Source organism: Kribbella caucasensis (genome assembly GCF_004361855.1).
GTDB lineage: Bacteria > Actinomycetota > Actinomycetes > Propionibacteriales > Kribbellaceae > Kribbella > Kribbella caucasensis.
In genome coordinates, this window is record NZ_SNWQ01000016.1 from 189,507 (window position 1) to 204,472 (window position 14,966).

The following is a 14,966-nucleotide window of genomic DNA, read 5'->3' on the forward strand; positions in this document are numbered from 1 at the left end:
GGCGGAGTGGTGAGCGAGGGCGCGGCTGGGGTGCGGGAGTGGTTGGCTCGGGTCGCGTGGCCGTTGAGCAGTCTCCGGGAGCGGTTCGGGACGTCGTACTACGCGCTCGCGCTGCTCTGCGGATCGGGTGAGTTCCGGGCTCGGCGGTTGCGGCCGGGGCCGTGGCCGGGTCCGATGGACGGTCCGGTGGTGAGCAATCGCCTGGATCGGGGTGGATTCAACTCGCTCGAAGGTCAGCTGGCGGCCGCGAATCCGGGTGACCATCTGCTCGATCTCCGGTCGGCCTCGGAGGCGCCGGATGCGGTGCAGAGATGGCTCGACGAACCGCAGATGTTCCGCAGCTTCGGCGCATACGTCCAGCGGTGGACGTACAAGTGCCAATTCGCCCCGACGAACCTGACCAAGGAGTACGACGGCCTCGCCTACGTCGCCATCTCGACGCCGTCAGTACCCTCGGACGCTTAGTCAGGAGCGCTTCGGCTGGTAGTGCAGGGCGGTGACGCCGCATTCGAAGCCACGGGCCTCGACCAGCTGGACCCGCTGGTAGGCGCCCGGGCCGAAGACCGGCATCCCGGCGCCGATCGCGGTCGGGTTGACGAGCAGGTACAGGTCGTCGATCAGGCCGGCCGCGATCAGGCTCGCCACCAGCGTGCCGCCGCCGTAGACGATCAGGTCGCCGCCCGGCTGGGACTTCAGCTTGGTGATCGTCTCGGTGAGGTCGCCGCCGGCCACGACCGCGTTCTCCCAGGGCGACTCGGTCAGGCTGTTGGAGATGACCACCTTGGGGGTGTTGTTCATCCAGTCGATCGACGCCTCGTCCTCGTGCTCGGGACGCGACGCCCAGGCCGGGATGAAGCCCTCGGCGAGCTTGCGGCCGAGCACGATGGTGTCCACCCCTTCCATCAGCGCCTCGATGTAGTCGCTCATGTCTTTCGTCCACTCGAACGTCAACCAGTCCATCTCGCTGTTCGGGCCGGCCATGTAGCCGTCGACACTGGTCTGGACCTGGAGCTTGAGCTTGCGCATGATCGTGATTCCCTCTCGTGATTTCGGAACGTGCTGACAGCATGTCCGAAACCACTTACGGAATCTTTACGGCCTGCCGAGGTCCCGGCGGAATGGTCGATCAGGCGACGACGGCGAGGGTGCGGGCCGCGGGCGCGGTTGCCGGTGCTGCTGTCGGCGCGGGGAGGGTGGTGAGGAGGTCGAAGAAGTGGGGAGCCGCGTCGATCAGGCGGAGGAGGCCGGCTTCGTGGGCGGTCCAGCCGAACAGGAGTTCGCCGTCGAGGACGCGTTCGGCCAGCGGTTCGGCGTACGCGCTCAGGGTGGAGCGGGCCGGGCCGGTGCTCGGATGGTGGTCGCCGCAGCCGCACTCGGCGTTGATCACGATCGAGGTGAGGGCGGTGTGGGCGTACTGCCGCAGCCGGATCGTGGTGCCGCGGGCGGTGAAGCGCGCGATGGTTGCGTCAGGCAACTGAACGAGCAGCTCGACCGGGACGGCGTGGGAGCCGGGCAGCAGGCGCAGACCGCGGGACGCGAGCAGGTCGGCGAAGGCGTTGAGGTTCATCGCTGGAGTTCCAGAATCCTGTGGTTGCTGGTGTCGGCGGGCGGGCCGGATGGGCATGGCCTCGTGCGCCGGTGACGGCGCGCGTCAGCGACAACAACAGCAACAACACAGCGTGAACTGCATGCGAAAGATGATGGCAGACAGTCGGCTCACTGCCAAATACTGACTGCCATCTGAGACAGCGGTCCATGATCCGGCTACCGCTGCGTTCGCTACGGGGACCTGGGTGCCGACGGATGAGGACACCGAGCTCGACGGATCGAAGCTCACCGAGCCCGGGAGCCGGGACAGGACAAACGGCACGCCGACGACTCATCGCGGTGTCGGCATTGTGGACGGATCGAGCGCCGGGTCGGTACGGAGAATCGCCTTCTCGAGCTGACGCAGCTCTCTTCCGGTATCGATTCCGAATTCGCTGATGATCCTTCTTCGAGCCAGCTGGTACGCGCGCAGGGCATCGGGTGTACGACCTGCTCGGTACAGGGCCAGCATGAGCGTGGCGGTCAGGCGTTGCCGGAACGGATTCTCGGCGACGAGCTCGGTCAGCTCACTGATGAGCTCGTGGTGCCGACCGATCCGCAGCTCCACCTCGAGGCACTCCTCTATTGCCGCCAGCCGGGCCTCCTCCAAGCCGCGACACAGCTGATCCGCCATCTCCGGTGTCGCGACGTCGGCCAGCGGAGCTCCGCGCCAGAGGTCGAGTGCTCGACGCAGCAGTGCGGCCTTGTCGAGGTCCAGCGCCTCGGCACGCGCGCTGGCCACCAGAGCGCGGAAACGATGGATGTCGACGCACAGCGGGTCCGCCCGCAAGATGTACGTCGATCCGCGCGTGATCAGCTCCACGCCATCGGCTCGTGCCCCAGTCAGGACGGCGCGTAAAGCGGAAATGCGAACGTGAATCGCGTGCTCCGCTGTCCGCGGCGGCGAGTCCGGCCAGGTGAGATCGACCAGGCGGCTGACCGGGGTGTATTTGTTGACGTTCAACGCAAGAATGCCCAAAGCGAGGCGTTGCTTGCGTGGACCGAGGTCGAGCTGCCGGTCCCCCACCCAGAATTCCACCGCGCCCAGTAACCGAATCTCCACGGCGAGTCCCCTCCCCCTAGGCGCGCACCCCTCGCGCCCCGCCGTCCACCGCCCCCAAGGAAACTGCCCAGTTCCTCGGTGTCCGGCCGAATTTTCAGTCTACGCGTCACCTCCGGCGGTGTGACTCCGCCGTGAGTTAGTTATGAGCGCTGGGTGCGATCCTCAGGAAATCCTCAGGATCGCCAGCCACCGGAGGGGGGTCGTTGACGATGACGCGGTGGGTTGTTTCCTCGAGCCTGAGATTTCAACGCCTCGTGCTCGCTGCCGCTGTGTTCCTGCTGGCGGGTGGGATCCTCCAGTTGCGCACGACCAGCGTAGACGCCTTGCCCGAATTCGGAACGACTCGTGTCGAGGTTCAGACCGAGTCCCTCGGCCTGTCCGCTGAAGAAGTCGAACAGCTGATCACCAACCCGCTGGAGCAGGAGTTCTTCAACGGCCTGCCGTGGCTCGATCGTCTGCGTTCCAGCTCGATCCCGGGCTTGTCGTCGATCGAGATGGAGTTCGAGCCCGGCACCGACGTCATGCTCGCCAGGCAAGTCGTTCAGGAGCGCCTCACCATGGTCCCGGCGCTTCCCGCGGCCTCCTCGAAACCGCCGTTCGTCATCCAGCCCGTCTCCTCGACGAGCCGGTTGCTGTTGGTCGGGCTCTCATCGAAGGACCTCTCACCGCTCGAGATCGGCGTCCTCGCTCGCTGGACGATCCAGCCTCGGCTGCTGAGCGTCCCGGGGGTGGCCAACGTCGCCATCTGGGGTCACCGGGATCGCCAGTTGCAGGTCCAGGTGGACCCAAGTCGGCTGAAGCAGCACGGCGTGACCCTGGACCAAGTCATCAGCACGACCGGAAACGCGCTGTGGGTGTCACCGCTGACCTTCGTCGAGGCCTCGACACCGGGGACCGGAGGGTTCCTGGACAGCGCCAACCAGCGGATCGACATCCAGCACACCCAGCCCATCAAGACCGCGCAGGATCTGGCCAAGGTCGCCGTGGAGGGCGCGGCGAAGACCGGCCTGCGTCTCGGTGACGTCGCCAGCGTGGTGGAAGACCACCAGCCGCTGATCGGCGACTCCGTCGTCGACGACCAGCCCAACACGATCCTCGTCGTCGAGCGGTTCCCCGGCACCAGCGTCGGCGACGTGACCCGGGCGGTCGACGAGGCCCTGCGGGACATGGCACCCGGCCTCGCCGGGCTGCAGACCGACACCACGATCTTCCGTCCGGCGGACTTCGTCGAGGCAGCCCTGGCCAACCTGATGACCGCGCTCCTCATCGGGGCGCTCCTGCTCCTGCTGGTGCTCGCCGCTTTCCTGTTCGACTGGCGTTCCGCGCTGATCAGCATCGTTGCACTGGGCCTGTCGCTCACTGTCGCTCTCGGCGTCCTCTCGATGCTCGGCGGCCCGCTCAACCTCATCGCCTTGTCGGGGATGATGATCGCGCTTGCCGTCGTGGTCCACGACGCGGTCACCGACGTGGACGACATCCGGCGCCGCCTGGCGGAGCGACGTGAGGGGGTCTCTCGGGCGACCACGGTCATTGCGGCCGTCGCGGAGGTGCGCGGCACCATCCTCGTGGCGACCGTGGTCATCGCGGCGACCGTGGTGCCGGTCGTGTTGATCGGCGGGACCAGCGGCGCGCTCCTCAAACCGGTCGGACTCGGCTACGCACTGGCGATCCTGGCTTCCATGCTGGTCGCGCTGACCGTCGTACCCGCCTTGGCGGCGGCCCTCCTGCCCGACTCGTCAGTCGGGCGCGAGTCGCCGCTTGCTCGCTGGTTGCGGCGTGGGTACGCCGCGCTGCTCAGGCGGATCGTCAGCCGGCCGACGGTGTCGTACGTAGCCGCCGCGCTGATCCTGGTGGCGGGTTTCGCGCCGCTGCCGCTGCTCGGCGGCCAGCAGTTGGCACCGCCGTTGAAGGACCGGAACCTGCTGATTCGCTGGGAGGGAATCCCGGGCGCGTCCCTGCCCGAGATGAACCGGATCACCGCCGCGGCCAGCGCGGAGCTGCGGTCCGTGCCTGGAGTACGCAACGTCGGCGCCCTGATGGGCCGCGCGATCACCTCCGACCAGGTATCGGGCGTGGGGTCCGGGGAGCTCTGGGTCACCCTCGATCCGGCCGCGGACTACGACGCCACCGTAGCCGGCGTCCGGGACGTGGTGAACGGCTATCCAGGGCTCGTTCGCGACGTGCTGACCTATCCGGACCAGCGGCTGGACGAGGTCGGCGCGGGCACGGCGGAACCGGTCGTCGTCCGGGTGTACGGCAACGACTTCGATGTCCTCGAAGCCAAGGCCGACGAGGTCGTCCAGGCGATCTCGACGATCGACGGCATCGCCGCCCCACGGGTGCAGACACCGGACAAGGAGCCGACCGTCGAGATCGAGGTCTCGATCGACAAGGCCGCCGCCCACGGGATCAAGCCCGGCGAGGTCCGTCGTACCGCGGCCACTCTGATGTCCGGCATCACCGCGGGCAACCTCTTCGAGGAGCAGAAGGTCTTCGACGTCGTGGTCCTGGCGACGCCCGAGGGACGCCAGAACCTGGACAGCCTTCGCAATGTCCTGATCGACACGCCGTCCGGCAACCAGGTCCGCGTTGGCGATGTGGCGGAGGTGCGCATCCGGCCGAACCAGACCAACATCAGGCACGACGCCGTCTCCCGTTACATCGACGTCGTCGCCGAAGTACGAGGACGCTCCCTCGGCGCGGTGACGAGTGATGTCGAGAGCCGTGTCCAGCAGATCACCTTCCCCAAGGAGCATCACCTCGAGGTGCTCGGCGATGCGGCGCAGCGACAGAGCTCGCACCTGCGGACCTGGCTGCACATCATCGCCGCCGCGATGGCGATCTTCTTCCTGCTGCAGGCTGGATTGCGCAGTTGGCGCCTCGCTTTGCTGCTCTTCCTGCTGCTGCCCGTCGCGCTGTCGGGCGGGGTGCTGGCAGCGGCACTGCGCAAGGACACCATCTCAGTGCTGTCGTTGCTGGCGCTGCTCGGCGTGTTCGCCTTCGCAGTACGTGCCGGCCTCCTGCTGGTCAGGCACGTCCAGCACCTGGAGGAGGAAGGTCAGGCGCTCGGTCCGGCCGTGGTTCTGCGGGCGGCCGAAGAACGGTTCGGCGCGACGGTGATGACCGCCGTCGGTGTTGCGCTGGCCCTGGTTCCGGTCGTGGCCGCCGGCAGCGTCACCGGCCTCGAAGTGATTCAGCCGATGGCTGTGATCATCATGGGCGGTTTGCTGAGCACGACGCTCCTCGTCCTGTTCGTGCTGCCGTCCCTATACCTGCGTTTCGCTTCCGGCCGTTCCTCGAGCGGCGATCCGGCCGACGACCGGGCGGTCTCGATGGAGGAGACGTCATGATGCCCAAGACACAGGCACACAATGCTCTGACCGCGGTGATCGCCGCCGCCGTCCTGGTGCTGCCAGGTTGTACGTCGAGCGGCGCGGCTCTTGATCCGGAGATCCCTGCGACGGTCGAGGAGATCTCGGGCGCGAAGGTCAAGCGCGTGACACTGTCCCAGAAGGCGAACGAGCGGCTCGGCATCAAGACCGCCACGCTCACTCAGCAGACGGTCGCCGGCAAGCCGAGGAAGGTCGTCCCGGCCTCGGCAGTGCTCTACGACGCGAATGGCGCCACCTGGGTCTACACGACCGGTCAAACCAACAGCTATGTCCGGGCGAGCATCACCATCGAGGACATCACACCCGATTTCGCGGTGCTGTCCGCCGGGCCTGCCGTCGGCACAACCGTGGTCAGCGTGGGCGCGGCCATGTTGTACGGAACCGAACTCGGCGTCGGCAGCAAAGCCAAGTAGGACTCGTTGGGGGCCTGAGAGCGATGATGCGGTGGACGGTTCGTTCGAGCCTGAGGTTCCGGCACCTCGTCGTCGTCGCGGCGTCGCTGATGATGTTCTTCGGCGTCCTGCAGGTCCGCGCGATGCCGCTCGACGTCTTCCCCGAGTTCGCTCCGCCGAAGGTCGAGGTACAGACCCTCTGCCTCGGTATGTCCGCGACCGACGTCGAGTCTTTGATCACCGTGCCCTTGGAGCAAGCGCTCAACGGCGTCGAGGGCTTGGACGTGATGCGATCCCGATCCGTCTCCCAGCTCTCCAGCATTCAGATGATCTTCAAGCCCGGGACCGATCTCATGCGAGCCCGGCTGGCGGTGCAGGAACGGATCCAGCTCGTCAGTCCGACCCTGCCGCGCTGGGCGAACAGCCCGTTCCTCATCCAGCCGCTGTCCTCGACCAGCCGAGTGATGAAGATCGGGTTATCCACCGCGGACAGGTCCGAGCAGTCGCTGATCGAGATGTCGCTGGCCGCCTACTGGACGATCCGGCCACGGCTGATGCGGGTGCCCGGTGTGGCGAACGTGGCCATCTGGGGCGATCGATGGTCTGTCCTCCAGGTGCAGGCCGACCCCGATCGCCTGCACGCCAACGGCGTGTCGCTGAACAACGTCATGAATGCGACCGCGGACGCTGTGGACGTCGGCATGCTCAAGTTCCGCAGCGGTCACGAGATCGGCACCGGGGGCTTCATCGACACGCCCAACCAGCGGCTGTCGATCAAGAACATCATGCCGCTGCTGACTCCCGAAGAGCTGGCCAAGATGCCCCTGGACGTGCCCAAGGGCAGCGAGCCACTGGCTATCGGGGATGTCGCCGACGTCGTCAGAGGCCACCAGCCCATGCTCAACGGCGAGGCGGTCATCGATGACGGGCTCGGCCTCATGCTCATCGTCGAGAAGCTGCCGTGGGGCAACACCCTCGAGGTGACCCGAGGGGTCGAGGTGGCACTCGCCGAGATGGCGCCCGGCATGACCGGTGTCAAGGTCGACACCGAGATCTTCCGGCCGGCGACCTTCATCGAGGAGTCGATCGAGAACCTCGGCCAGGCGATGGTCCTCGGCTTCATCCTCGTCGCCATGATCCTGCTGCTGTTCCTGTTCGAGTGGCGCGTCGCGCTGATCAGCATCGTGACGATCCCGCTGTCCCTGATCGCTGCCGCGATGGTGCTCAACGCGATGGGGGCGACGGTCAACACGATGATCCTGGCCGGGATGGTGATCGCCCTCGGGGTGCTCGTCGATGACGCCATCATCGATATCGAGAACATCGTGCGGCGCATCCGGCAGCACCGTAAGGAGGGCAGTACCAGGTCGATGGCGGCGATCGTCCTCGAAGCCTCGCTCGAGGTGCGCGGGCCGATCGTGCACGCGACGCTGATCATCCTGGTGTCCACCGCGCCCGTGTTCCTGCTCACCGGCCTGACGGGGGCGTTCTTCCGGCCGCTCGTCCTCGCCTACGGGCTGGCGATCCTGGCCTCCCTGCTGGTGGCGCTCACGGTCACCCCCGCGCTCGCCCTGATGCTGTTGTCGAAGACGGCGATCGAACGGCGCGAGGCACCTGTGGTGCGCTGGCTGCAGCGCGGCTACGTCGGGATGCTGGAGCGGATCGTCAAGCGGCCGCGCCGGGCCTATGCCACCGTCGGCGTCATGCTGCTGGTCGGACTCATCACGCTGCCGTTCCTGGGGCAGTCCCTGTTCCCGGCGTTCAAGGAGCGGGACTTCCTGATGCACTGGGTCGCCCTGCCCGGCACGTCGCATCCCGAGATGATCCGCATCACCACTCAGGCCAGCAACGAACTGCGCTCCATCCCCGGAGTGCGGAACTTCGGCGCGCACATCGGCCAGGGCACCCTGGCGGACGAGCCCGTCGGCATGAACTTCGCCGAGAACTGGATCAGCATCGACCCCGACGCCGACTACGACAAGACGGTCGCCGCCGTCCAGCGGGTCGTCGACGGATACCCCGGACTACAGCGCGACGTTCAGACGTACCTGAAGGAGCGCACCAAGGAGGTGCTCACCGGGACGAGCGAGGCCATCGTCGTGCGCGTCTACGGTGACGACTTCGGCGTCCTCCGCGCGAAGGCCCAGGAGGTGCTGAAGATCATCTCGGACGTCGACCACACGGTCGAGGAGAAGGTGGACCTGCAGCTCGACATTCCGCAGATGGAGGTGAACGTCAACCTCGCTGTCGCCTCGAGGTACGGCATCAAGCCGGGCGACGTCCGCCGGGCCGCCGCGGCGTTCATCGCCAGCGAGGAGGCGGGTGACATCTGGCGGGACGGCAAGAACCACGAGGTGCACGTCTGGAGCACGCCGAAGAACCGCGTCAGCCCGCACGCCGTCCGCAACCTGCTGCTCGACGCGCCGGACGGCCGCCGGGTCTCGCTGGGCGAGCTGGCCGACGTGCGCATCGTGCCGACGCCCAACCTCGTGCTCCGGGAGAGCGGCACCCGGAAGATCGACATCGCCACGAATGTCGAGGGAAGTGACCTGGGAACAGTCGCACGCGAGATCGAGCGCCGCCTCGCAGAGGTCGAGTTCCCCAGCGGCTACCACGCAGAAATCCTCGGCGAGTTCCAGGAGGCGCAGGCGGCACAGAATCGCCTGCTGCTGTTCGCCGGCGCGGCGGTAATCGGGATGCTGCTGATCCTGCAGCAGGCCTTCGGGAGCCTTCGCCTGGCAATGCTCGTCATGCTGACCCTGCCGATGGCCTTGGTCGGCGGAGTTCTGGCGGCACTCGCGACCGGTGGCATCCTCTATCTCGGTTCGCTCATCGGCTTCTTCACGGTGCTGGGCATCGCCGCCCGCAACGGGATCCTGATGGTCAACCACTGCCAGCATCTGGAGAGACACGAGGGTGAGGAATTCGGCCCCGCGCTCGTCCTGCGCGGCGCGAAGGAACGCCTCTCGCCGATTCTGATGACTTCGTTGGCCACCGGACTGGCGCTAGTTCCGTTGGTGGTCGCCGGCACTATTCCCGGCCACGAGATCGAGCACCCGATGGCCGTGGTGATCCTGGGCGGACTGGTCACGTCCACCTTGCTCAACCTGTTCGTGGTGCCTTCGCTCTATCTGCGGTTCGGCCGAGGCAGGTCTGCCGCGCCGCCTGCGACCGCCTCGAGCTGACGAGCGGGCGGGGGATCGGCGTCCGGCACTGGAATGATGTTGGCTTGTGGACGAGTTGGTCATCGCGAGTAACCCGGATCCGGACTCGCGGCTGCCGTATGTGATCCGGGTTCCGTACGGCAACGGGCTGGTGTTCCGCGCGGGTGACACCTGGCCGCGGACGAAGGCGGTGTACTGCTATCCGCTGGCCGAGTGGCCGGCGGGCGCCGAGGTGCTCGAACGCGTGCCCGTGAAATCCTGCGAGCGTCGCGGCGCGGCTGTCGACCTGGTGCTGGACCGGGCCAGGGAGAACCGGTCGCAGCTCGTGTTCACCACTGCCCGCGGCCGCGACGCAGTCTTCTGGCAGGGGCCACGGACCCGTAAGCAGGCTCGGCCAGGGGTGCGGACCCCGACCGCCCGCGCCGCCGGCATCAGCGAGCTCGAGATCATCGTCGACTCCCACGAGCGGTACGGCTACCGGTTCGCCGGCCAACAGGCCAACGTCGTACGGCGGGCACTGAAAGCTGGTGACTACGGCATCGAACACGGCGGCCGGCTGATCGCCTCGGTCGAGCGCAAGTCTCTGGCTGACCTGGTCAGCAGCCTGACATCGGGGAGGCTGAAGTACGCACTCGGCGAGCTCGCCGCGCTGCCACGGGCCGCGATCGTGGTGGAGGACCGCTACTCGCAGGTGTTCAAGCTGGAACGGGTTCGGCCGGCCGTCGTCGCTGACGGTCTCGCCGAGCTGCAGATTCACTTCCCGGGCGTGCCGATCGTGTTTTGCGAGACCCGTCAGCTCGCCGAGGAATGGACCTACCGGTACCTCGCCGCGGCGTACGCCCGCGAGCTCGACCACGCCGATACCGCCGACCGGACCACTGCCGCCGAGCCTGCCGCGAGCCTCGCCGGCATCCGCGCGTGGGCCCGCGGCCGCGGTCTGGCCGTCGCCGACCGGGGCCGGATCGCCGCCGACGTCGTGGCCGCCTACCACGAGGCCCACCCGGCCCCAGCCGCCAACCTCGACAGCTGAGGCCCCCAACTTTGTACGGCAGGCCTGGCCGCGGCGATCATCGCCGAGTCGAACACCCGGACCACCAGAGCCTGCGCGCTGGTGACGACGGGCGTGGCCGCTGGGTCAGTCGGCCTTCTTGCCGAACATGATCTCGTCCCAGCTGGGGACGCTGGCGCGCTTGGAGCCGCGGCGGGCCGGCTTCTTCTTCGGCTCGGCCTCGGTGGCCGGGGCTTCAGGGGCCGGCGTTTCGGCAGCTGGGTTGTCGACGACCGCGGCTGCTACGGGTGCGGGGGCGTCGACGGGAAGCTGTGCGGCAGGCTCGGCGGGCGCGTCGGTGCGGCGGTCGGCGTCGCGGGGGTCGGCGGGGCGCGGAGTGGGGGGTTGCGGGTCCGGGCGGCGGGGGTCGGCCGACTTTGGGGGCGGCGTTTTGAGGTCAGGACGTGGGTCGACGGGCGGTGTGCCTTGGCGGGGTTCGGCTGGGCTCCGCTGCTCGGGTGTGCGGGCGGCGGGGGAGATGCGGTGCTCGGTGAACGGGTTGTCCGGGGCGGCGGCGCGCTCTTCCGGCGGCACGATCGACGCTGCTTCGGCCGGCAGTTGGGTCGGGCGCTCGACCGCCCGTACTGCGGGACGCACGGGCGACGGGGGCTCGATCGGAACGTCGATCAGCGTGGGCTCTTCGTCCGGACTCGGCACCGAATGCACCCGCCGCGGCCCCCGATCATCATCCCGTCCGAAGTCGCGTCCACGGGCGGTTTCGCGGTCGGCGTCACGGCTCGGAACTTCTTCCCGGCCCGCGCGCTCGCGGCCGAAGGACTCGCGGTCGTCCCGACCGGCTGCACTTTCGCGGCCGTAGGTCTCGCGGCTCTCCCGGTTGGTCGCGGGTTCGCGGTTGAAGGTTTCTCGGGGGGTTTGGCGGGCTCTCGTGAGGTTGAGGGTGTCTTCGAAGCCGGCTTCGTAGCTGTCGGCGCCGTGGTCGGGGGCCAGGGCCAGGTCGATGTCGGCGACCGCGGTGAGGCGGCGCTCGGGCTGCTGCGGCGGGAGCACCTGGGCCTGTTCGCCGACGAGCCAGCGAGCCTCGTCGTCATCCGGTACCGCATACCGCCCCGGGGCGTCGTACGCGAACATCGCGATCTTCTCGTCGTCCTCGGCGACGTGGTACGAGACGCGGACCGCCCATCGGCCGTCCTCGCGCCGCCAGGCGTCCCAGTCGGCCGCGGCCGGGTCGACGCCACGGATCCGGAGCCGCTCGGTCACCCAGGCGCCGAGGTTGCGGGTCGGGGCGTCGCCGCCACCACGACGGCGGACGGAGGCGCGCTGGGCCAGAGAGGCGACGTGATCGCGCTCGGCGAGAACCGGGCCGGCGAACGCCATCACGCGTTCCATCGGCATCTGGGCGACGGCAGCGACCGCCTCGGGACTTTCGCCGGCGCGGATACGAGCCTGGATGTCTCGTGGGCGCAGCGCGCTCTCCATTTGAATCTCCAGCTGGCCGAGTCGGGCACGGTCGCCGCGCAGGGCCGCACGCAACCGGTCGTCGACCGGGATGGCGAACTCCTCACCCGTCTCCGCCATCGCCAGGATGAGCTGCTTGCCATCCTGGCTCAGGCCAACGAGCCTCGCCTCGCGCATTGCCTTTGTTCTCCTGTGCGGTTCTCGACAGTCTCTCCCGGGACGTGCTGCCTGACCAAGACCGGCGCGCCGTGCCGGGCGGTCATTGTGGAGGTTACGTCACAAGATCACATCTTGCCTGCTCAGCAGGGCTGTTATCTGATGCCTTCCCCACCCCACCGCCCCGGTCGTCGTCACACCAGTCACATTAGCCACGACCGGCTGTAACTGGATAAGCGGCCCGGATTTTGAGGGTGCGGGTGAGGTCGTCGGCGGCGTCGCCTACTGAGCGGCGGATGCCGGCTGCCACGGATTCGTCGGCGACCAGGTCGGCGGCCAGGCGGGCTACTCGGTCGTTGATGTCGTAGACCGGGAAGGCGAGGGACGCGCACCGGGCGACGACCCAGCCGGAGCGGATCTTCTCGGTGCCTGCGATCTCGGCGAAGAAGCGATCCACGTACGGCGCGGTCAGCTCGGTCTGGGTCGGCTGGAAGAAGCCCTCGCACGCGGCGTACAGCTCGTAGTTCGAGAGTTCCGCCTCGGTCATGATCTGGGCCCACGCACGTTCCTTGGCCTCGGCGTTCGGCAGCGCGGCCCGGCACCGGGTCGCGTGCACGACCCCCTCGGACGACGTGTCCCGGGCCAGCTCCGCGTCGATCTCCGCATCGCCGAACACCCCGAGCCGGGAGAGCTGCAACGTGATCAGCCACCGCAGATCCGCGTCCACCGTCACGCCCGCAGGAACGTCGTTCCCCAGCAGCCACCCGCGGAGCAGCGACGCGTCATCGCTCAGCCGGATCGCCGCGCGCAACACCATCAGCTGCAGACTGCTCCCCGCCTCGACCGTCCCGAGCCGCGAAGTCAGCACCTCGGACAGCCGCGACCGGTACGGCTCGTACGGCAGGTACGTCCCGAGCAAGCGCTGCTGTGCCCAGCCGACCATCGACGAGACCGCGATGTCGTTCGACTCCGTCGCCAACGCGGCGACCAGGATCTCGAAGGCCGGCTTCGGGTCGAGCTCGCCGTCGGCGGTCGCGTCCCGGAGGCTGTTCAGTACGACGGCCCGCGTCACCCCGTCCTCGATCTTCGGCAGTACGTCGACCAGTCGCGCAAGGCTGTCCGCGTCGAACCGGATCTTCGCCCACGTGTCGTCGGCCGCATCCGGAATCACCACGGCCACCGATGGTTCCAGCGAGACCTCGACCTCATCGGCGTCGAGCAGCACCGGGACCGACACCCCGCATCCCGACTCGTCGTACCCGCCGACCGTCAGCTTGTGCGGCCGCAACGCCGGGTACGCCGCCGGCGTCGTACGACGCAACCGCACCCCGGTCGCAGTACGGGTCACGCTGATCGTGTCGAGTCCCGGCGTCCGCAACCAGTTCTGCGCCCAGTCATCGAGCCCGACCGCGCCGGCCTCGGTCCACTTGGCGACCAGGTCGGCGAAGGTCGCGTTGCCGAACTCGTTCGCGATGATGTGTGCCCGGACCCCGGCCAGGAACACGTCGTCACCGAGGTAGGCCGCGAGCTGCTTGAGCACCGCGGCACCCTTCGCGTACGAGATGCCGTCGAAGTCGTCCAGCGAGGCGAGCGCGTCCTTTACAGCGTCCGCGGCGATCGGATGCGTCGACGACCGCTGGTCCGCCTGCAGCCCCCACCACTTCCGGATGAAGGCGAAGTCGATCCAGTTGTCCGTGTACTTCGTCGAGTCGCTCGACACCCGATGAGCCATGTACTCCGCGAACGACTCGTTCAGCCACAGGTCGTTCCACCACTTCATCGTCACCGTGTCGCCGAACCACTGGTGCGCCATCTCGTGCACGATCGTCCGGGCCCGGCTGGAGCGTTCCCCGTCGGTCGCGACCGAGCGGAACACCATCGAGTCGCGGAACGTCACGCATCCGGGGTTCTCCATCGCGCCGGCGTTGAACTCGGGCACGAACGCCTGGTGGTACTCGCCGAACGGGTACCGGTACCCGAACAGCCGGTGGAACTCGTCGAACGCCTGCCGGCTCACCTCGAAGATGTCGGCCGCCTCGCGATCCAACGCGTCCTTCAGCGACTGCCGCGAGACCACCCCCAGCGGGATGCCGTCATGCTCGCTCAGCAACTGGTGATAGGGCCCGGCCACCAGCGTCACGAAGTACGTCGACAGCGGCTGGGTCTCGGCCAGCTCCCAGCGACCGGGGGAGACCTGGGTCGCGGCGCCGTTGCCGAGCACGATCCACTCCTGCGGCGCGGTGACAGTGACCTTGTACGGCGCCTTCAGGTCGGGCTGGTCGAAACACGCGAAGATCCGTGGTGCCGCGTCCAGGAACGACATCGCGTAGAGGTACACGAGTCCGTCGGCGGCGTCGACCGATCGGTGCAGGCCCTCGCCGTCGTGGGAGTAGAGCATCGACGCGACCGCGACCAGCTCGTTCTCAGCGCCCAGCCCCGTGAGCTCCAATCGCCCGTCGGTGAGCCCGGCGACGTCTACCGGCGCGCCGTTCAGCGTGACCGAGACCAGTTCGTCGGGCTTCACATCGAGCCAGGTCGTCCCGCTGGTGGCGGCGAACGTGATCCTGGTGGTGGAGCCGAACGTGCGATCGCGCTGGGTCAGGTCGAGGTCGACGTCGTAGGAGTGGACGGACAGAGAGGCGGCCCTGGTGCGGGCGCCTTCGACGGTGAGACTCGGCATGATCCGCACTCTATGCGGCAAACCCCAGCGGCATCGCTAGTGTCCCGTGTCGGACACTAGGGTTTGAT

Annotated in this window: 10 protein-coding genes; 5 read left to right on the top strand and 5 right to left on the bottom strand. The window is 68.0% G+C overall.

Translation table 11 applies throughout. The features are described from left to right. Window positions 1-9: 9 nt before the first annotated feature. Window positions 10-465 (top strand): erythromycin esterase family protein, encoded by a 456-nt coding sequence (locus EV643_RS29600; protein WP_238165886.1) that lies wholly within the window; start codon window positions 10-12, stop codon window positions 463-465. Here EV643_RS29600 and EV643_RS29605 read toward each other — a convergent pair whose 3' ends face one another. From EV643_RS29605 to EV643_RS29615, 3 genes are all read right to left on the bottom strand, one after another. After that, entirely contained in the window at window positions 466-1,026 is a 561-nt protein-coding gene (locus EV643_RS29605) for a dihydrofolate reductase family protein (RefSeq protein WP_133803445.1), read from the bottom strand. A gap of 100 nt (window positions 1,027-1,126) precedes the next feature. Next, entirely contained in the window at window positions 1,127-1,567 is a 441-nt protein-coding gene (locus tag EV643_RS29610) for a hypothetical protein (RefSeq protein ID WP_133803446.1), read from the bottom strand. Window positions 1,568-1,879: 312 nt separating this feature from the next. Continuing rightward, the gene (locus EV643_RS29615; RefSeq protein ID WP_133803447.1) at window positions 1,880-2,650 is read right to left on the bottom strand and encodes an AfsR/SARP family transcriptional regulator; all 771 of its coding nucleotides are present in this window, start codon (window positions 2,648-2,650) and stop codon (window positions 1,880-1,882) included. 254 nt (window positions 2,651-2,904) lie between these two features. Here EV643_RS29615 and EV643_RS29620 point away from each other — a divergent pair, with 254 nt between their 5' ends. From EV643_RS29620 to EV643_RS29635, 4 genes are read left to right on the top strand one after another with little or no spacing between them, the layout of a single operon-like run. Then, a complete protein-coding gene (locus tag EV643_RS29620; protein ID WP_202869809.1) occupies window positions 2,905-6,000 on the top strand; it encodes an efflux RND transporter permease subunit in 3,096 nt (1,031 codons plus the stop codon). Further along, the gene (locus tag EV643_RS29625; protein WP_133803449.1) at window positions 5,997-6,455 is read left to right on the top strand and encodes an efflux RND transporter periplasmic adaptor subunit; all 459 of its coding nucleotides are present in this window, start codon (window positions 5,997-5,999) and stop codon (window positions 6,453-6,455) included. Before EV643_RS29620 ends, EV643_RS29625 begins: the two co-directional genes overlap by 4 nt. A gap of 23 nt (window positions 6,456-6,478) precedes the next feature. Next, a complete protein-coding gene (locus EV643_RS29630) occupies window positions 6,479-9,619 on the top strand; it encodes an efflux RND transporter permease subunit (protein ID WP_133803450.1) in 3,141 nt (1,046 codons plus the stop codon). Window positions 9,620-9,665: 46 nt separating this feature from the next. After that, the gene (locus tag EV643_RS29635; protein WP_133803451.1) at window positions 9,666-10,628 is read left to right on the top strand and encodes an ERCC4 domain-containing protein; all 963 of its coding nucleotides are present in this window, start codon (window positions 9,666-9,668) and stop codon (window positions 10,626-10,628) included. Between the two features lie 105 nt (window positions 10,629-10,733). Here the strand turns inward: EV643_RS29635 and sepH are convergent, their stop codons facing one another. Beyond that, complete coding sequence (gene sepH, locus EV643_RS29640) at window positions 10,734-12,239, bottom strand: septation protein SepH (protein WP_133803452.1); 1,506 nt, start codon at window positions 12,237-12,239, stop codon at window positions 10,734-10,736. 187 nt (window positions 12,240-12,426) lie between these two features. Continuing rightward, window positions 12,427-14,898, bottom strand: coding sequence for an aminopeptidase N (pepN, locus tag EV643_RS29645; protein WP_133803453.1), 2,472 nt, complete (start codon window positions 14,896-14,898; stop codon window positions 12,427-12,429). Between the last annotated feature and the right edge of the window lie 68 nt (window positions 14,899-14,966).

Bases quoted from the DNA above. Each gene is read 5' to 3' on its own strand.
- EV643_RS29605 (WP_133803445.1), bottom strand. From the start codon at position 1,026: ATGCGCAAGCTCAAGCTCCAGGTCCAGACCAGTGTCGACGGCTACATG.
- EV643_RS29610 (WP_133803446.1), bottom strand. From the start codon at position 1,567: ATGAACCTCAACGCCTTCGCCGACCTGCTCGCGTCCCGCGGTCTGCGC.
- EV643_RS29625 (WP_133803449.1), top strand. From the start codon at position 5,997: ATGATGCCCAAGACACAGGCACACAATGCTCTGACCGCGGTGATCGCC.
- EV643_RS29630 (WP_133803450.1), top strand. From the start codon at position 6,479: ATGATGCGGTGGACGGTTCGTTCGAGCCTGAGGTTCCGGCACCTCGTC.
- sepH (WP_133803452.1), bottom strand. From the start codon at position 12,239: ATGCGCGAGGCGAGGCTCGTTGGCCTGAGCCAGGATGGCAAGCAGCTC.
- pepN (WP_133803453.1), bottom strand. From the start codon at position 14,898: ATGCCGAGTCTCACCGTCGAAGGCGCCCGCACCAGGGCCGCCTCTCTG.